Raw genomic sequence first — 19,402 nt, 5'->3', positions numbered from 1 at the left:
TCTGGGGACTCTGCTAAGTTATATAAACGTTATTATAGACGAAGTATTTTTAGCAAAATAAATTCGCAAGCGAGAGTCTCACAGAGATTCCTGAAGGCGATTCCCTGAGAGAAAATTTATTGCTCGGTTTTGAATTTATAATCATAAAATCTGGTGATAAATTGATCTAAAATGAAAAACCAGGTAAATATTTAAAGCAGAACCGGACTGTATTTATATTTGTAACATTAATTTGTAATAAGATTTATAATCATTAATTATGGTAAATATATGCGTCAGCTTACATTATCTATTTATCGATTTTGTACATCATTCTTATAAAGGTATATGAAACTAATGGTGGTAATATGGAACTTACTCCGATTCAAAAAGATATTATTATTGCATTAATCAACCTTCAGCGGCAAAAGGACCGGGCAATAAAGGGAGAAGAAATAGCCGAGGTAATCAAGCGTAATCCTGGAACTATCCGCAATCAGATGCAATTGTTAAAGGCCCTTGGTCTTGTAGAGGGAGTGCCGGGACCAAAAGGAGGCTATAAGCCCACAGGGGCAGCATATGACGCATTAAGAATCCAGCAACTGAAAAATGAGTCCGTAGTTCCCCTTTACAGGAACAATGCGTTAGTTAGTGGAGCTACAGCTGCCGATATTAGTTTTACTACGGTTCGGAGTCCGGATGCCTGTAGTGGAGTTGTCCGCGTAATTGGAAACACAAAAGATTTCATAATGGACGATAAGCTCCAGGTAGGCCCCACGCCTGTAAACCGTCTGATAATCCGTGGAGAAGTTACAGGAAGAGATGACACTAACAATTCAATTCTGTTCAACATTACGGAAATGATTTCACTCCCTAAAAAACATGTCAAACACTATATGAAATACCCCCCTTTGCTTGTCAATCTCAATGCAAGTATCCAGGAAGCAACGAGGCTTTTTATCCGGAATAACGTTCATGGAGCTCCTGTAGAAGATAAAGGAAAAATCATAGGAATCGTTACTTACACCGATATTGCCCATGCTATTGCTCAGGGAAAACCCAACGTAAAAGTCAAAGATATCATGACAAAAGAACTTATCACGGTTGATGGTGATATGCAGCTCTACGACGTTGTAAAACTCTTCCATAAGTATAACGTAGGCAGGCTCATCGTAACCATTAATGGAGTGCCCAAAGGCACACTGTCAAAAACCGATGTTTTGAATGAGCTGGCAGTATATTAAAAAATTAAGGTTTTTTTATGACCCTTTAAATGAAAGAAAGAAGGTAGTAGAATAGCTGGAAAACTCGATGTATATAAAATATCGAATTATCCGGGTTCTCAAACCAGGAGGTAAAAACCTCCAGGTCTTCAATCCCTTTTCATGCTTTCATGTCGGGCACTGAGCTCGGCTGCGATTTCATCAAGGGTAACATTATTTGCCGCAAGCATTACCAGAAGATGAAAAATAAGGTCTGAACTTTCAGAAACGATCTCTGCATGATTTTCGTTCCTGACTGCGAGGATTGTTTCAATTGATTCCTCGCCTACTTTTTCTAAAATCTTGTTCATACCTTTACGATGGTTCAAAAGCTTGCAGACGTATGAGCGCTCGTCATAGTTCTGTTTTCGGTCCAGTATGATTTCATATACCCTGTTTAAGATTGATAGGTCAGCATCCGGCATTTTAACACCTGTTTAATTAACACGGACAAACATTTTAAAAATTCAAACAGAGAAAAAATATCCAAAAAAGTAAAAACAGGAAATTTTCAAACTTTCCTTGGATCAGTGATTTCTCCGGTAAGGGCTGATGCTCCTGCAGTCGCAGGGGAAGACAGATATACAAAAGATTCGGGACTTCCTTCTCTGCCCTTAAAGTTACGATTCGAGGTTGCAAGGCCCACTTCTCCTGCGCCAAGCAAGCCGAAAGAGCCACCCATACAGGGTCCGCAGCACGGTGATTCTACGATTGCACCTGCATTCATGAGCTTTTCTATATACCCGGCTTTCAAGAGTTTCATGTACTCAGTCCTTGAAGCAGGAACTACAAGCAAGCGAACACCCTTGGCTACTGGCTCATCGCCCATGATATCAGCCATGATTTTAATATCTTCGAATCTGCCGTTCGTGCAGGAACCCACAAATATCTGGTCAAGTTTCGTACCCTCTACCTCGGTTACGGGTTTTACGTTATCCACATGGTGAGGGCAGGCTACCTGGGGTTCCAGGTCAGATACATCGTAGTGCTTAATTCCCACATATTTTGCATCTTCATCGGATTTCCAATATGGATCGAACTCATAATACATAATCCGCTCTTTGAGGTAGTTTGCAGTTATTTCATCAGCTTCGATGATTCCTGCCTTCCCACCCATCTCGATTGCCATATTGGACATAGTCATACGTTCGGGAATCGAGAGAGAGTGAATTGTTGAACCTCCAAACTCGGCTGCCATATACCTGGCCCCTTCTACTCCTACGTCGCCTATCAGGTGGAGGATAAGATCTTTGGAGTAAACACGATCTGGCAGGTTGCCTTCCACCTCAAAGCGGAAAGTCTCAGGTACCCTGAACCAGAGTTTGCCAGTAGCAAAAACGGCTGCCATATCCGTAGACCCTATACCTGTAGAAAACGCGCCGAGTGCACCATAAGCACATGTATGCGAATCCGAGCCAACGATAAGGTCTCCTGGCAGGACATGCCCTTTCTCGGGAAGAACCTGATGGCAAACTCCTTCGTATACATCATAATTTAAAATGCCCTGTTCTTCAGCAAATTCTCGGAGCATAATATGATTTGCGGTGGCGTTGATGGAGTCCGCAGGAACCTGATGGTCAAATATGATCACTATTTTCTTTGGATCCCATACGTTCTTCTCTTCTTTGCCCTTCATAATCTCATAGAAGCCTTTGACTGCTAGCGGACCTGTAATGTCGTGAGTCATTGCAAGGTCTATATTTGCCAGTACGAAATCCCCGGCTTTTACGGGACTTCCGGAGGCTTTCGAAAAGATCTTTTCCGAAACGGTCATCGGACAACTTTCATTACCAGACATCCCGGTCATGGGGAATAACTGGCTCTTTCTAATAAATAAATTTAATTGATGATACAGGTCAATAAAAACTAAAAAATCTTTCAAGCTTATGTAAAAACGGAGTTTTCTAACACAAGAGCATTTTAACTGGTAAAATTTGAAGGTCTGCCAATTTTTGCTCTTAACCACTAATTTCGGTGCTTCCTTTGCTGTCGTGAACTATAAAGGTAAATGTGCCATTTTCCAGGCTCTTTTTTGCAAGCTTGAGGCCCTGTTCACCTCTTCTGAAATCCACGAAATTCTCATACAGGTCAAGCGTATCCTCAAGTTCCGAAATATATCTGAAGAGAAGATTCTCTGCCATTTTTCGGCTATCTTCTATAGAAATAGGGGATCCAAGACCTTCACATTCGCAGGTCTGTAATTTCAGCTCTTCGATATAAAAAGGATAAGTGCTGCAGAGCATAGGACGCACGGGATAGATCCGGCATTTGTACGTGTCTCTTTCAAGAAAAATACAATCTCCGTTCCTCTTCCGCCTGAGAATCCATCCAAAGGCATGTACCTTGCCCTCACAATCGATATAATCTTCAAAGTATTCAAGACGGTCAGGAGAAAAAGACTCTTCGTTTTCCTCCAATGCCTCGAATGAAGTTTCTGGACGTTCTTCTTCAGATTCCTCTTCCCCATCCGGGATAGAGCCTTCAGTTACAAACGGTCCTGCAACCTCCAGTTTTGAGAGGTCGGTATATTCCCGGATTCTTTCAATTTCGGAAGGAATCACCGCTACTCTGTTGTCCCCGAAAGCCCGCCTGCAGCATTTTCCACAATGCTGGCAGGAGAAACCGATTTTCTGGATTTCGGATGCAAGCTTTTCGGAGTCAAGTTCGCGAGCCATTTCTATTTCTTTCTTGAGATCGACAATAAGAAGTTGCTGATAACTTGTTTTTTCGAACTCCGGCTTATTGTCTGTGCTGGAAGCTTCCATGCAAATACTCGTGCCCTGCTGGTACATCAAATTAACGCAAATTGCAATTGACGCCAGGAATATTTGGAAATCTCATCCTGAAGAACCTTTACCTTACTGACAATAGACCATAATAAGAAACTATATATCAGGGAACCCAGTTTAAACTTAAGTTTATATGTGGCAGACATTACTCAAAAAGTTTGAAAAATATCCTGCACAGGCAAAAGTGCTTAAGTTGCTCTTTGAACGCGGGTTTCAGGTAAATGAAGAAGGGAAGGTCACCTCCGGGAGTATTGAGATCGCGCATACCCAGCTTGCAAAAGAAGCAGGCGTTGACCGGAGAGTAGTCGACGCAACTACAAAGACCATTATTTCAGACGAGCTTCTGAGCAGAATTTTTAAAAATGTTCATTCCATCCCCTTCCTCAGAGACGTAGCTCCTTCTCTTGGCCTGGGAGTAATCATTATTATCCCGGAAGATGCCGCTGACGTGGGCATCCTTGCGGAGGTTGCAGGCCTGATTTCAGGAAGCAAGGTAAGCATCCGCCAGGCTGTCTCGGATGACCCATATCTAACTGATAACCCAAGACTTACAATCATTACCGACAAGAAAGTTCCTGGAGAACTCGTGGACAAAATCCTGGAACTGCCCTCAGTCAAAGGAGTAAGCATTTACTGAACCTTCTACCAGAAAGTAGGATACCATAACAAAATGGAAGCGAGATTGGAAACTCCACTTAAGATACTGTTTTTTCAATTGAAATTGAGAAAAGTTCTTTCCTTGAGTTTGCTGTGAATATCAATTGTGGATATCAATTGTGGATATCGATTGTGGATATCGATTGTGGATATCGATTGTGGATATCAATTGTGAATATTAATTGTGGATATCAATAGTGAATCTCAACTGTGAATCTCAACTGTAACTATTTACTTATATTTTCCCCTTCTAAATACGGAAAGTCCCAGAGCTATTCCAAGGAATCCAAAAAACATAGCATGCGTAGAAATATTTCTTACTTTACTTATGGATGCTGAGTCTTCTATAAAATTTTTAACAGAATCCGCAAGTCTGAGGATTTTGTACTCTACCGATGGTTCCACATCTGCAAGCGTTCGGGTTCCAGTAAAGGACATGACAAAGTTCTCAACAGGCTCAAGACTTTTCCGGTTCAGAAATTCCTCGGCACTCCTACTCTCGTTTCTGCGGCTTGAGCCTGAATCTCCGGTATCTTTCGGATTAACAATGTATGCGGCATCTTCCGGAATAACAGTATTTTCGGCAGATGACTTGTTTTTCTGGTTCAGGACCTGAATAACAACGCAGGCTGAAGAACTGCCATTATCATTCCTTGCCGTAAGGGAAACGGTGTAGTTTCCCGGGCAGCAGAAAGTATGTTTTGGTCCCGGGCAACAAGACGTCTTCCCATCCCCAAAGTTCCAGGAAAGCGAATCTGCATTTCCAGAAAAATCATAAAACTGGATGGTAAGCGGAACGTGCCCGGTTGTCACATTGGCACCGAATTTAGCCTCAGGAAATATTGGAACTGAGGGGTCAAGAGCTTTTAAAACATTTATGGTCACATTGGTAGAGTCGCTGCCATTCTCGTTCGTGACATTCAGGATAACCTTATTATTACCCTCAGTAACAAAAGTATGTAAAAAAGTAGAAGAGTTCGAGACCTCCTGGTTTCCAAGTCTCCACAACAGCGAGCTGGCGTTTTCTGAGATATCTGTAAACTCGACCGTAAGAGGCGCGTATCCTACTGTCACGTTGGAAGTAAAAATTGCTTCTGGCATCACGGGAAGTTCAGGAGTGAAATTCATCAACGGCCTGTAGTCCATATTCTTTGTGAGTCGATTTACGGCATATTCAGTATCTCCAATACCGTCTGAGTCCACATCCTGACCTGTATAATCACTCCAGCAGTTGCCCGAGGTCCGGTTCCAGGTATTGAGTTTATCGTCCCTGGCATTATTTGTATTATTAAAGAAATTATTGTATATCGTGTTGCCTGAAGAGGTAAGCAACTTGATGCCACAATCGGCGTTTGAAGTTACTGAGTTATTGCTCAGGGTGTTATTTTCTGACTTAGACAGACAGATCCCGATTTTGTTCTCCGATATAATGTTGTTATTTATGATACAGTTTTGAGCACCATTCAGGTAAATTCCACATTTGCTGTTGGTTACTGAGAAACCGCTGATTGTCACATTGCTGGCAACTACCTTGAATACGTCACTCTCTTTATCCATTCCGGTAATAACTGTATTGTAAGGAGTTTTTGAGTCCGAGATTATTGTTAGGTTATCCTGATTGATTTGAACGCTTTCATTATATTCTCCGGGCATCACAAAGATAGTATCGCCTGGCAAGGCATTATCTACTGCTTCCTGAATCGATTCTCTTGGGGAAACATAAATATTTTCTGCTGCGCCGGTTTCTGAAATAGGAACCAAAACCAGAAATATTGTAAATAAGCAGACTCGCCTGATAGTTCGAATTTTTGTCATATTAACCCACATTTCAATCCAGGAATTTACAGAATTATTTTTTAAAAGGATACATATAAAATTGTTGATTAAAAAAAATATTGAAAAATAGAAATTTTAATTAAAAGCTTTTAAAAAAACTTATTTGGAAAAATGAGGCTTTCCAGATTTTTGTGTTCAAACAACCACATAACTAAAATTCTAGAGTGAGATGTAAAATTAAAATCTTGTATAAACTTTCTCTAATTTATAAATTTAAATTACAGGGTCAGGTGTGAACTACCCCTCCCTAAACTCTTCGCAAAGCTCAGAGTTTTGAGGAAGGGGTTTCCTGGTCATTCATGTCAATGGTTTTTGTTCTAACAAATTTGATGAGATTTGTAGAAGGCCAGGGGGAATTTGAGATGAAATGGCTTAAAGACTGGTCATTGGAACGCTTAAAACAGTAGATTGCTATTTTACTCGTATATTTTTATACAAGATTCATTCTTTTGCATTCAGTTTGGAATCGATTTTCTTCAGAATACTTATCTCTTTTTTTATGCAGGCTTTATATTCTTTGAGATCCTGTTCGTCAAGGAGATCCGTTGTAGAAGCTTGAGTCTCTTCCACTTTCTTCTTAAGAATTTCATAGTACTCTTCTCCTTTTTCGGTTAAATTTATCATGACTTTTCTTCTGTCTTCAATATCTGTCTTTCTATAGACCATTCCTTTTTTTTCCATGGAATCTATCATTCTTGAAAGGCTACTCCTATCCATATTCATACACAGACCGAGGTATGAAGGAATCATTTCCCCCATCGTGCCAATTATCAAAATAGCATTAAACTGTTGTCTGCCTAGCTTTTCGGGTCTGCTCGATCTCGCTTTGGATATCATTTCTGAGTATTTTCTTTCAACCAATTTGTTAAATAGTACTTCCCTTTCCAGTATCAATAGCCCCATTTCTCTCCTCTCATTAATATCTGACATGCTTCCTCCAGGATGTTAAACGTGTAACTGCAGATACAGACAAAGGATGTCCAGTAAGATCACATCTTCGGTATAGAATAAGGGTCCACTCTAGTATATGATGATATACCGATGCAAGACTTTTGGATATTTTATATCTCAGTTTTGGGATATTTTTTCATTTTTATAATTGGCATGAATCCAAATGCCGCCTGTATTATGCAGTGACGTAATTCATGATTAGATAATTAAAGGAAGGACTGTAAACCACCTGAAATATATCTAGAAAATAAATAATGCAAAACGTTTGTAGATCATTCGCCCAAAAATTTGAATCTTTCGCCCACTGCTTTCTCCCCATTATTTTCCTCTTTTAATAAATCTTTTTTCAAACAGGTTCAATGCACTAATGCATCGATTCTCAAATAATTACATAATAAGGAAATAATTACGGCTTACGACTCAAATATTATTTTCAAGTCACTGGAATTCTTTAACACGGAAAACACAGCCGGTCGCATAGTGATTCGATCTGGATATTACAACCACGGAAAACACGGAAAGCACGGAAGAAACACGCCTTTACTACTGATTTCCGTGTCTTCTGTGCTTTCAGTGGTTTTCAAAAAATTCATTTCTGACATACTTTGGAATCGATGCACTAAGACTGCGATTCTGAAAGAAGTTTATAAACTTGACTTTTGAATAGATCCAATGATCTCGGATTTTTCCAGGAAGTAAGGAATCGATTTTGAATCTAAGCACTGTTAAGCTGTCTGCTTTAATACCCAACTTGCACTACTGCCTCCAAGTCCTGATTTGTTTCTTTTCCCAAAAGATTTCCTTTGATAGACAGTTTCAGCTCTACTCTTTTCCCCGGACAACCATAACTGGTACCTTTGAACTTCTTGCTACCTTCTCTGCAACACTTCCGATTAGGAGTTTATCAAGTCCTGTTTTTCCGAGTGTACCCATCACTATCAGGTCAATATTATTATTCTCGGCGAAATCTGTAATCACACTACTCGGATAACCGTCTAAAACAATTTCTTTTACCTCCACGCCTGAAGCTTCGCCAATCTTCTTAACCTCAGATACTGCTTTCTCCCCTTCACTTCTAATTATTTCATATATGTTTTTTTTACCAATAGTCCAATAATCGGAAATTATGGGAGACGTATTTACAACATAAAGTGCATGGACAGCCGCTTCGCTGAGTTTTGCAATCTCGATTCCGTAAGAAATGGCTTTCTGTGTATTTTTAGATCCATCCGTTGCAATCAATATATTTCGGTAAAAAGCTCTCTCCATATGTTATTCCCCATTTGCTTTATACATAAAACATCAATAGAAAAAATTAATTTCTTTATTCAAGAGCTCGTCCCAAAACCAATATTATTTCCACATCAGTAAGAGTTTTAGGATTCTTTTTCAGAATCATAAGCTCTATTGATAATCCAGAATACAATATTCAGAGAAGCAATTTTGAGTTTTGTGATAGGCTCAAAAATAAGTTTGTAGCCTTTTTAGATGGCTACCTGGGTATTACTTATATGCTGATAATTATTTCAATGCTGTTTCTTTCTCCTGAACATTACAAAAAATGCGGCTAGAGCCATTGTAATGCCTGTCACAAGCTCAAATCCCGGGAGAGAATTTTTTCCCTCCAGAACTTCGGTATTGATCTTGATAGTATCCGAAGTCTGGTCATGCCCGTCAGAGTCTTCATAAAAAATTTCGCTGCTCAGAGAATATGGTTTTGGAGTTGCAGTTTCGTCTACATCCATATCAAAAACAGCAACTTCACTGTCTCCGGATTTCAGAGTTCCAAGGTAAGCCTGGTCATCAGTGGTACTGAAGGGATCAGATGCACTAATTCTAACAGTTGAATCTTTTGCAGTTTCYTCTCCTGTGTTTTTATATGTAACATAAAGCATCCCACCTTCATCAGGGTAAAGGTCACCTGTTACRTTTGTAACTTCAAAGTAAGGCTCCTTTTTGACTTCAATGTTTATGGTCTGCGTCTGGGTCTTATTTTCATACCAGATGCCTACTTCCTTATTTGTTACGAGGCCTGTAACACTGTCAAAATCGTCTCCGCCTACCTGGACATTATTCTGGTACTGATAAGAAAGGTCCAGGGTCAGGGGATATATACCTGCAGGAGTGTCTTTATTAATCTCAATTGTAAACTTTGTGGGATTTGAGCTCTCTTTTCCCTGCTTGAGAGTGCCAGCTTCTTGAGGTTCAGATTTAACTTTAATGTCAGGATTATCGGATTTAAGGGTCGCAAGAATGCCTACAGCTGTCGTAGCCTGAGCCTCATACTGCATCTCTGACTGCTGGAGCATCTCATCTGCATAATTTCCAATATCTGCATCCTTTTCAGATTTAAAGCCGGAAATTTCACCTTTGTTCATCATATTTATATTAAGAGTTGCGGTATCTCCTCTTGAGAATTGGTTGTCCCCAACAAGTGTTGCATTAAGGTCAGGCCCTCCGTATACTGAGTAGTAGTTTTTACTGATATCAAAATTTTCGGGTAAGGCTGCCTCTGCTGGCAGGACTGCAGAGCAAAGGATCAGAAGGGTTGTAACAGTAATAAATAATCCATTTTTATTATTCATTTTCATCACCTGATACATTCTCATCATTCTGGTTTCTTTTCCGGTGTACACTTATTATCTGGTAAAGGGCGATAACTATAATCAGTAAAATTGCTATTCCTGTGATGCTAAATTTTTTTTCTGCAGCTTCAAGAGGTACGTTCACCTTCATACCTTCTGATAAAGTAGTGTCTCCATCTTTGTCAACGTATTTTATCTCACTATTAATCCCGTATTTTTTTATAATTGCATCCTGATCTGCCGAAATTTCGAAACTGGCAGTCTTTTCTTTGCCGGGGCCTATATCTCCTATCCTTACTATGGATTTCTCTGTGCTCAGAGGGCTCATAACAATAATTCGGGCTAAAACATCTTTTGCTACGGTTTCTCTTGTATTTTTATAAGTGACCTCAATAACTTTAGTTTCACCCTGCACCAGGCTGCCAGAGACATTGGTCACTTCAAATTTAGGTTCACTTTTTATGGAAATTGGTATTTTGAGAGTTTCTGTTTTCGTTTTGTACTCTCTTGCAAACTCTACATCCGTAAGCCCTAGATTTATTGCATCCGCAGTTACAGTTTTGACATTTGCCGGATATTCATAGGTCACTGGCAGGAGAAGTTCATAATTACCGGCTGGTGCATCGCTATCTATTTTGATGATATAGCTAAGGGTTGCTGTATTTCCTGTTTCAAGGTCTTCAATGCTCTGGAGACTGGCTGTAGATTCTACTTCAACGTATTTTGTTCCCGATTGAAGGGTAGCTTCAATATCTTTTGCAGTAGTGGCTCCTTTTTCTTCTTCCAACTCAGCAAGTGCAATTGTTTCCTCAGTAGAGTCGTTTATCCTTTTCTGGTTTGCATTCAGCCTTTGAAAACCGGATATAATTCCAGTATTTGCGATTTTTATCTTCAGATCTGCAGTTTCCCCTCTTTTAAACTCGGGATCTCCTGTAATTGACGCCTGCATTACTGGAGCCCCGTAACTCTTGTAGTAATCTACAGTATACCCATGATCTAGAGCGATGAAATTGGTTTCATCCTCCTCCCCCAGGGCTGGAAATGCAGTTACTGAGAGAACTGAAAGAAGAATTGTAACTACAAAGAATGTGTTAATTATCTTCTGTAACCTGTTTTTTTGGGGTTTCTTCATTGGGTGTCGGCCCCCTTGACATTATTTGCTTTTGCTTGTGGAGCCTGTATTCCTCTCCTTTTTTCCCTCCAGGTATCCATTAATACAATAAAAGGAGGAAATACCATGAAGGTTGCAATAAGGACAAGTACGATATCGATAACTGTCACTGTTCCAAAGTCACCTATTAAAGGAAAAGGCGATATTGTCAGAGCTGCAAACCCACCAATAACCGTCGATCCTGAGGCAAGGAGTGCGGCACCGATACTGTCACTCGTCCTGTATATAGCTTGCAGAGGATCAGCTCCGTGATCCTTTTCTTCAAAATATCTTTCCATCATGAGGACTGAGTACTCACAGCCTATTCCAATGATCAGTGCCCCCATAGTTGCAGTCATAGGAGTGTATAGAATTCCAAGAAACTTCATTACAAGCCCTGACCAGCCAGTTACTATAAACATTGGAATAATGGCAGCGAGAGCTTTTAGCCAGTCTCTGTAAACTATCAGCAGTCCTCCCAGAACAAGGAACAGCCCAAGGTAGGTCATTAGAATTCTTCCGTCTGTAAGTGCACCCAGAACTTCAATGTAAACCACCGGGTTACCTGTGATCGTAACTGTGACGCCTGGAGGAACCTGCATCCACTGAATATCCTTCTCTATTATTCCGGTTAACTCTTCAATCCCTGTAGTCTTTATGTCGGACACGGCATTTCCAATGTTTAAATTTAAGAGAAGCATATTTCTGCCATACACATATCGATCCTTTTGGGATTCCGGAATTTCATTGTATATTGCCTCTATTTCGTCTCGGGTTTCCGGGATTGTACCTCCATTATACTCTTTTATTAGAGGCACGATGCTTGAAGTGCTTTCAATATGTTGCCTTTGAGTTTCATGTTCGCTGAACTTGTCAATCCACTCTAGAACTTCAGGATCAGCAGTATCCTTTACTTTTATTATGAGGTTAAGTGTATCAGTTCCCCCCGTAATATCCTTCATATGGTTCAGGTCCATAAGGGCTGGCAGATCCTGGGGAGCAAAAGATGTTGTATCCGTCTGGGCACCCACCGACTCATCGGCATATATACCTCCTATACAGAGCAGAGTTGCTATCCCGAGTACCAATAAATTATTCTTTATTGAAAAATTATTAACCTTTTCAAGAATGTGTTTTACCAGATTGTTTTTTGACTTGTCGGAAGAAACATGGTCTGCATCTATTTCTGTCGTTTCTGGTTCTTTTTTCCTTTTCTTCGATTGGAAATTGTTTGAGATATCGTCAAAAATATAAACTGTGACTACCCCGACAAACATGGCTGCTAAATAGCACATTAATATGCCGATCGTAAGAAGTTTTCCAAAATCCTTTATCATTGGAACTGTGGATGTAAACAGGGAAAAAAATCCCAGAGCAGTCATGGTAAGCGCTATGAGTACAGCAGGTCCTGTGTGCTTTATTGTTGATATGATGGCCTTTGACTTGTTTCCGTCTTTATTCAGTTCTTCTTCAATTCTGTTATGGAACTGAATAGCATAATCAATACCAAGCCCTATCAGTACTGGGAAAGCTGACATGGAAACCATTGATAATGGAATTCCCAGAAAGCCCATAGCTCCAAAAGTATAAACAATGCCTAGTAGAACCACTGGTAAAGGAAGGAGGCACCAGCGAACATGCCGAAAAACAAGACTTAATACAATTACCATAAAAACGGCAGCAAGTCCTAGCAATGGTCCCATACCGGTGCTCATCGCCTCGCTCATTTCAATCTTATAGGCTGGATCACCTGTTACTATGAGATTATAAGAAGGAGGAAAATCAGAAAATTTGACAGCTTCTTCGGTTTCCGTTATTATTTCTTTTTGCTTATTATCTGTGGTGGACCCGGCCATCGTTACATAGATCAACATATGTGTATGATCAGGAATCAATGTTCCGAATATAGCCGGATTTTCATCAATAATTTCCTTGATTTCTTCATCTGTATAGGGAACCTGAGACCTTCCTGTATTTTTGTAATTCATTTCCTTTATAATAGAAGTCGGACTTGTGATCCCAACAATGCCTTCTGTTGACTCTAGCTGGTGTTCAAGCCGATCTACTGATTTCATTATGTCAGCAGACTCTACATTGTTCCCCTCTACCATCACTATAATGGAATTGGTTCCAAATATGTTTGAGTAAAGGTGATCATAATCCTGATACAGTTTCGAATCTTTGCTTACAAAGGTTTCTGTTCCTGATTCCATAGTAATTTTCTGTGCACCCTGCATTGATATCAAGATGAGAAGAAAAAAAATCAGAAGTATGGTCATGCGGTTGTTATGGACAAATACTCCAAGTTTTTCAAAAACACTTTTAATAGCATATCCCTCTCACTACTTTTTTGGAGATAGTTGTAAAGTATATATGAGCCTACAAATAGCGATTGATTCCAAAGGCTCTGTGCTAATTCAAATCCGTCAATGCATAGTTTTTTTAAAAATCGTCATCGTCTAGAATCTATGTAAATAATCCTCGGTATCATATTGATCTATTAAACTAAGGGTTTCGTTGAAGACTTCCTCAAGATAATCACAATACTCAAGTCTTTTATCTGTCAGGGAGACAAGCACTTTTCTTCGGTATTCCTGATCATTTTCCGAAAGTGCTCAGTTCCCTGAACTTATTCATAAATTTTTTCTGGAAACTCTGTTCCAAAATTATGTTCTCAAGAACATCCCTTTTCATAAAGAGAAATGTCTTCTTCAGCGTTGTTTCATCTCATATTTTTATACCACTAGTCCTTCTACATCTGGTTTTAGATGGGGAAGGAATTTTTCATATCTGAAATCCACATCAATTTTAGTTCTAAATGGATATTTAGCCTCCAAGGTCTGATATTTGACCTAAACTATGAACAATGTCAATAGTTAAATTCCTAACTATTGATATTATCAACTAATTTATTGTATTTTAATCTTATGTCCAGTACATATGGGAAAATTATATGAAACTTATTTGAAAAATTTTAAGTAACACTAATTGCGAAAATTGTTGAGAACAGTGTTGAGAACAGTGTTGAGAAAATTGTGGTATCCTGAAATTATTTCGCAGATTTAAATATATTTTAATGTTTAATATGTGATACATCAGCAAGCAACGCAAGAAATTAAATGTTGAGTAAATTTAAGTTTCATTTTGGTAATATAGAATGATTCTATAAAAAAACAAATTTAGAAGTTGAAGCGAAATAGTGGGTCGCCTGTATACGATGCATATCTGCAGTAAAAAATTACTAAACAGAACGATTTTTGGGATAAAACACTTTATTGGTGACGATTTTAAGTCCTGGGTGCTGTAAAGTCTGCGCAGGAATATATTTTTTCAGATAACATCGAATCTGTAAGATTATTTATACTCTGCAGACTCTGCAGAATTATTTTCTTTCTATCCAGGTGAGGATTCTAATTTTATCATTTCATCACCTGCTGACAGTAGAATATTCGAATATTAATAAAATGTATAAATTTTTATATTATTAAGTCAGAATAAGGAAATGGGCTTCCGGATATACAAATACCTGATGCCATCTATGCTTTCTGAAAATTTGATTTAGCCTTCAGACTACCAGAACCTACAACGGTCTTTATATAAAATTCAGTGAATGAAATTAACATACTGATAAAACTGGGAGTGAAAATACATGGTAGCAAAAATCAATCCCGAGTCCTGCGCTAGTTGTGGAAGCTGTATAGGCGAATGTCCTGCATGTGCAATTTCCCTCAATGACGATGATGTTTCATTTGTGATTGAAGATAAATGCAATGACTGCGGCGTATGTTTAGATGTATGCGTACATGGGGCAATTACCATCATATAAAACCCTGAAAACTTATATGAATGCATGGGCTACTCTAGAAACAAGCCAAGATCAAGTTGTCGAAGTTAATATATTAACCAACCTGAATGAGAATATCCTGATAATTTTCGAGCATTTTGCTGTGTTTTTTTCCAGGATCTTTTGCAAGCTTCTCTGTGCCGTGAATAACACACGGATGAAGAAACTCAACAAGTTCAGGAGTGAGCCGATAGTACCAGTTGCTGTCGCATAGGATTTTATTTGCTTCTTTTTCATATCTCTTTTCAAACCGGCAAGTGTAAGCTGCAAGGTCCAGAGGGTCCATTGCCTGCAACGCTAAAAACAAAACTACATTTCGTCGGGAAAGTGCCCGAATTTTTGCCCTTTTGAAATAATGAGGTAAATAAATAATCCAAGAGACAAGAAAGTGATTGTGTAATATATTGATTTATCTGTATATTTACTTATAAAGTGCGTTGTGGTCAATATTATCATATCATGCCAGAGATATATAGACAGGCTATGCACTCCGATAGGTTGTAACAATCTTATTTTTTTAACTTTTAGTTTAACAACATAATTTAATAAATATTGGGCTAGCGAGATGTTTAATACGATAAAAGATCCTGCCACAACTATCGCAGGTAGTTTGTCAAAAAAATTGAATATATAAATGCAACCGGTAAAAGCCGCAACGGGTAGTATGTGCATTCCACCGAGTTTATTTTGATATTTATTTCCAATATGGCCCAGATAAAAGAATAGGAAATATGCGTAAGTCCTCATATCTCCCAGGTAGTATAAAGGATTAGGTTGATTAGGGCCGCAAATTGGATATTTCCCCAAAAAGAAAAAATAGAGCCACCATAGGGATATGAGGGAACTACCAAGCAGAATGAACCAGGTGGGGGTATGTAGCTTATATGTTATCCACAATATAATTATCATTATAAATAAGGATAAGACATACCATAAATGGAAATATGGCCGAAAAAAAATGTCAATAAGTGTGTTGAATGAAACTGTTCCTGTAATAACAATGTATGTAATTGAAGCAAATAGCCAAGGAGTGAGCATTCTATACTGATATTTTTTATATAGCTTTTTGATAGATACTTGTTTGATCCATTCTTTACGGATTAGGAACCCTGAGACCGATAAAAATAATGGAATGTGACAACCATAGATTATATACCTTACAATGTTGTTGTTCAGGCTGCCGGTGAGCACATGACCGATAACAACAATAATTACAAGAATTCCTTTGAGGATATCTATCCCAGAATAATGCTCTTTAACTGTTATTGTAGGCTCGTCAACCATTTATATATTATCTCCATGTGATCTTATGTATTCTCTTCAAATTGAGCGGAAAGATAGGCCGCAATTCTACCGGCTTCAAGAACCTTCTTCCTGGTAGTTTTTCTACCATGCAAAAAAATACAATCAAGTTTTCGACGCATTTCCTCGTCGCTGAATATTTTGTTTTTAAAGAAGAGAGCTTTTCCAGTCAGCTTTTAGAAACATTAAATGTTTTCATCATATCAAATGCTTCAGCATTAAAGCAGTACGTTTTTTCTTTTCCGCATAAAAGCACATCTAAAATGGTTTTCCGGTCCTTATTTGGAACTGTAAAATAAGCAGTATAATGAGGATTACAAAGAATCTGAGTATAATAATTGATACCATTGACTCTTGCACCTGTATCATCAATCTGCTGATAAGGCGTAGCCTTAAGACTTTCCAGAAAAATCTCGGCTTTCTCCTGATGAAAGAGATCAATATCTTTTGTCAAGATTCGATAAATAGTGGCTTTAGATATATGAGTACCAATATTTTCCAGGAATTCATGTATTTTTGGCTCTGAAACATTAGCAACATGATTAAGAGTGATTATAAGAGACTTGATCCCGGGACCAAATTCACCCTTGATACCTTGTGGTAATTTTCCTGCATATGTTTTGTGCTCAGAAGGAGAATTAAAAATCTCTATCCTGCAGTTGGTGTTTACAGGCTTTATTGATACATCCTGAATTGTTATGTCTCTATAACCTTCAAGATACGCATCACTTGGTAAAATGGATCTATCAACGTTACATGTTTCAGTTTGATGAACCTCTATTTTGTCCAGTTTAGATTTAGACTCTTTATCCTATGTAAGTTTTATATTTTCTCTCTCTTTTTCAGAAGAAATATCTTCATTCTTTTTAGAGCCACGAATCTTAGGTTTGGCTTTTTCACTTTTGAGTAAGTTGATTTCATCTCGAAGCTTCTGGACCTCTGCCTTGAAGAACTCAATTTCTTCATTCTGGGTTTCAATGATAGCAAACAAAATGCGAAAAGCTTTGGCATATCTTTCATCTTTAATTTCATCAAGGTTGATATCCAGTGAAGCAAGCAATTGTTTTAAAGCTTCGAGTTCCATTTTTGTACTCCATAAGGTGATTAGGGAAAATAGAACAACTATTATATTTTTGATGCGGTTGAAAACATGTTATTGCTTTTATCCTTACACGTACAATTTGAAGAGGAGGCCAATTTTGCTTATTCCCTCACAAAAAGTTCGACAAATTCGAATTTTGTCACATCAAACAGGCCTTTATCTCCCAATTTAAGTTCAGGAATTACCAGAAGCGACATAAATGAAAGTGTCATAAAAGGTGACATAAGCGAGGTTCCCAGTTTTTTGGCTTCTTCATTTAACTGCTCGTACCTTGCAGCTACTTCTTTTCCGTCCAGAGTGCTCATGAGGCCTGAAACCTCCAGCGGAAGATCAATAAGATTTTCTTTGGTCCCGACAACGATTCCCCCCTGGTTTTCCACCAGCCTGTTGACAGCTTCAACTATATCTTCGTCCGTTGCTCCGACTGCAATTATATTATGACTATCATGGGCAATGCTGCTTGCAATAGCTCCTTTTTTCAGGCCTATATTTTTAATGAAACCAATCTGAACAGGGTCATCAGCATACCTGCTCAGGACAACCATTTTCAAAATATCCCTTTCCGGGTCTGACACTAGATTTCCGTTTTCCAGTTTTGGAATAGCCAGTTCCTGGCCTGTGACCAGTTCTCCATCCTGGGCAACTATTACCCGGATTTTTTTCATTTGTCCGCCGTTATTCTCAGAAGCAGGCAAAGCCAGTTTTACATCATCAATTGAGATTTTGCTTCTGTTGAAAACGTTTTTTGCAGGAGCTTTGTCAACTGAAAAAAGGACCTTTCCATCATCGTAAATGCAATTTCCGTCTATAAAGGTCTTCAGCACATTGAATGATTTGAGGTCGTCTACGATAATAAAATCGGCAGGATCTCCCTTGCGCAGCAGTCCGACATTAAGACCATAGTGTTCCACAGGATTTATCACTGCTGTCTTTATGAGATTATAGATATCAAGCCCTTTTTCTTGCCCGCGCCTTATAAGCTTATCGATATGCCCTTCATATATCAGGGTATCAGGATGTGAATCATCGGTGCAGAGCATAACCGATTCGGTATATTCGTCTATCAATTTGTACAGAGTTTCGAAATTCCTGGCTGAACTTCCTTCCCGGATCAGTATTTTCATCCCGAGCTTTATTTTTTCAACTGCTTCTTCATAAGCAAAAGATTCGTGGTCTGTGGAAATTCCTGCGCTAACGTATTTCTGGAGATCGGCTCCCCTCAAACCGGGAGCATGCCCGTCTATATTTTTGCCGTACTTTTTAGCGGATTCCAGTTTGGCTATTACATCAGGAAATTCAAGAACCACCCCAGGGAAGTTCATCATCTCAGAAAGGTAATGAAGATCTTCCCTTTCCAGCAGTCGGTCAACAGCCTCCGCATCCAGCACCGCTCCTGCGGATTCAAAAGGTGTAGCCGGTACACATGACGGAACTCCAAAAAAGATCTTTAGAGGTACTTTTCTGGCATCCTCAAGCATGTAATCAATGCCTTCTTCTCCCATGACGTTTGCAATCTCATGAGGGTCGCTAACAACTGAAACTGTACCTCTTGCAACCGCCATCCGGGCAAAAACCGAAGGCACGGTCATCGAACTTTCAATATGCACATGGGCATCTACAAGCCCTGGAAGGATATACTGTTCAATATCGTGCTCTTTCTCCTCAATACTGATGATCTTCCCGTTTTCAACGGCAATTTCACCTTTGAACTTCCGCCTGGAAATAGCATCAACAATAATTCCCTGGTATGTTTGCATGGTGATTCATTGCAGCCACAAATTTATAAATTTTTTCAAATAAGCTGATGCTGGACTGTGTAGATGTTTTGAAAATTCTGTAAGAAGATATATAAGGATAAAGCAATGTACCTATTGTAAAAAGTATAGATATGCCTAATTTTTAAGTTCCACCGAATCACATATGAGCAGGAAATTTTAGATAATTA

16 protein-coding genes and 1 pseudogene are annotated in these 19,402 nt (G+C 38.9%); 3 read left to right on the top strand and 14 right to left on the bottom strand.

All coding sequences use genetic code 11. The features are described from left to right. The first annotated feature begins 347 nt into the window (after window positions 1-347). On the top strand, window positions 348-1,223 hold the full coding sequence (locus FXW07_RS03145; protein ID WP_048119272.1) for a CBS domain-containing protein: 876 nt from the start codon (window positions 348-350) through the stop codon (window positions 1,221-1,223). 128 nt (window positions 1,224-1,351) lie between these two features. Here FXW07_RS03145 and hisE read toward each other — a convergent pair whose 3' ends face one another. The 3 genes from hisE to FXW07_RS03130 all read right to left on the bottom strand — a co-directional run bounded on the left by hisE (window position 1,352) and on the right by FXW07_RS03130 (window position 4,006). After that, on the bottom strand, window positions 1,352-1,666 hold the full coding sequence (hisE, locus tag FXW07_RS03140; protein WP_048119275.1) for a phosphoribosyl-ATP diphosphatase: 315 nt from the start codon (window positions 1,664-1,666) through the stop codon (window positions 1,352-1,354). Between the two features lie 86 nt (window positions 1,667-1,752). Beyond that, entirely contained in the window at window positions 1,753-3,039 is a 1,287-nt protein-coding gene (locus FXW07_RS03135; RefSeq protein ID WP_229393792.1) for a 3-isopropylmalate dehydratase large subunit, read from the bottom strand. Between the two features lie 160 nt (window positions 3,040-3,199). Continuing rightward, on the bottom strand, window positions 3,200-4,006 hold the full coding sequence (locus tag FXW07_RS03130; protein ID WP_229393719.1) for a YkgJ family cysteine cluster protein: 807 nt from the start codon (window positions 4,004-4,006) through the stop codon (window positions 3,200-3,202). A 157-nt stretch (window positions 4,007-4,163) separates the two neighbouring features. On the opposite strand from FXW07_RS03130, the gene FXW07_RS03125 reads away from it, so the two are divergent. Then, a complete protein-coding gene (locus FXW07_RS03125) occupies window positions 4,164-4,667 on the top strand; it encodes an amino acid-binding protein (RefSeq protein WP_048119286.1) in 504 nt (167 codons plus the stop codon). Window positions 4,668-4,918: 251 nt separating this feature from the next. On the opposite strand, the gene FXW07_RS03120 is transcribed toward FXW07_RS03125, so the two are convergent. From FXW07_RS03120 to FXW07_RS03095, 6 genes are all read right to left on the bottom strand, one after another. Continuing rightward, a complete protein-coding gene (locus FXW07_RS03120; RefSeq protein ID WP_229393718.1) occupies window positions 4,919-6,502 on the bottom strand; it encodes a NosD domain-containing protein in 1,584 nt (527 codons plus the stop codon). A 462-nt stretch (window positions 6,503-6,964) separates the two neighbouring features. Further along, complete coding sequence (locus tag FXW07_RS03115; RefSeq protein ID WP_229393717.1) at window positions 6,965-7,453, bottom strand: MarR family transcriptional regulator; 489 nt, start codon at window positions 7,451-7,453, stop codon at window positions 6,965-6,967. An 843-nt stretch (window positions 7,454-8,296) separates the two neighbouring features. Further along, window positions 8,297-8,743 (bottom strand): universal stress protein, encoded by a 447-nt coding sequence (locus tag FXW07_RS03110; RefSeq protein ID WP_229393716.1) that lies wholly within the window; start codon window positions 8,741-8,743, stop codon window positions 8,297-8,299. Between the two features lie 257 nt (window positions 8,744-9,000). Further along, the gene (locus tag FXW07_RS03105; RefSeq protein WP_229393715.1) at window positions 9,001-10,059 is read right to left on the bottom strand and encodes a COG1361 S-layer family protein; all 1,059 of its coding nucleotides are present in this window, start codon (window positions 10,057-10,059) and stop codon (window positions 9,001-9,003) included. Next, complete coding sequence (locus FXW07_RS03100; protein ID WP_229393714.1) at window positions 10,052-11,191, bottom strand: hypothetical protein; 1,140 nt, start codon at window positions 11,189-11,191, stop codon at window positions 10,052-10,054. The genes FXW07_RS03105 and FXW07_RS03100 overlap by 8 nt, the downstream gene beginning before the upstream one ends. Continuing rightward, a complete protein-coding gene (locus FXW07_RS03095; protein WP_346655615.1) occupies window positions 11,188-13,446 on the bottom strand; it encodes an RND family transporter in 2,259 nt (752 codons plus the stop codon). Before FXW07_RS03095 ends, FXW07_RS03100 begins: the two co-directional genes overlap by 4 nt. 1,412 nt (window positions 13,447-14,858) lie before the next feature. Between FXW07_RS03095 and FXW07_RS03090 the strand changes: the two genes are divergently transcribed. After that, window positions 14,859-15,035 (top strand): 4Fe-4S binding protein, encoded by a 177-nt coding sequence (locus FXW07_RS03090; RefSeq protein WP_082091042.1) that lies wholly within the window; start codon window positions 14,859-14,861, stop codon window positions 15,033-15,035. A gap of 82 nt (window positions 15,036-15,117) precedes the next feature. Here FXW07_RS03090 and FXW07_RS03085 read toward each other — a convergent pair. From FXW07_RS03085 to ade, 5 genes and pseudogenes are all read right to left on the bottom strand, one after another. Next, window positions 15,118-15,300: pseudogene (locus tag FXW07_RS03085) on the bottom strand (IS4 family transposase); the annotation flags it as partial. 62 nt (window positions 15,301-15,362) lie between these two features. Beyond that, complete coding sequence (locus tag FXW07_RS03080; protein WP_229393712.1) at window positions 15,363-16,337, bottom strand: acyltransferase; 975 nt, start codon at window positions 16,335-16,337, stop codon at window positions 15,363-15,365. A 187-nt stretch (window positions 16,338-16,524) separates the two neighbouring features. Then, window positions 16,525-16,809, bottom strand: a complete 285-nt coding sequence (locus FXW07_RS03075; RefSeq protein ID WP_229393711.1) for a hypothetical protein — start codon at window positions 16,807-16,809, stop codon at window positions 16,525-16,527. A 357-nt stretch (window positions 16,810-17,166) separates the two neighbouring features. Further along, window positions 17,167-17,439 carry a hypothetical protein gene (locus FXW07_RS03070; RefSeq protein WP_229393710.1) on the bottom strand — a complete coding sequence of 91 codons (273 nt, stop codon included), beginning with the start codon at window positions 17,437-17,439 and terminating at the stop codon, window positions 17,167-17,169. A 119-nt stretch (window positions 17,440-17,558) separates the two neighbouring features. After that, a complete protein-coding gene (gene ade, locus FXW07_RS03065) occupies window positions 17,559-19,214 on the bottom strand; it encodes an adenine deaminase (protein ID WP_229393709.1) in 1,656 nt (551 codons plus the stop codon). Window positions 19,215-19,402: the final 188 nt, after the last annotated feature.

The organism is Methanosarcina sp. DH1, from assembly GCF_020804205.1.
GTDB classification, from domain to species: domain Archaea; phylum Halobacteriota; class Methanosarcinia; order Methanosarcinales; family Methanosarcinaceae; genus Methanosarcina; species Methanosarcina vacuolata.
Note: the sequence above shows the minus strand (reverse complement) of the source record. Positions and strands in the feature narration are given on the sequence as shown.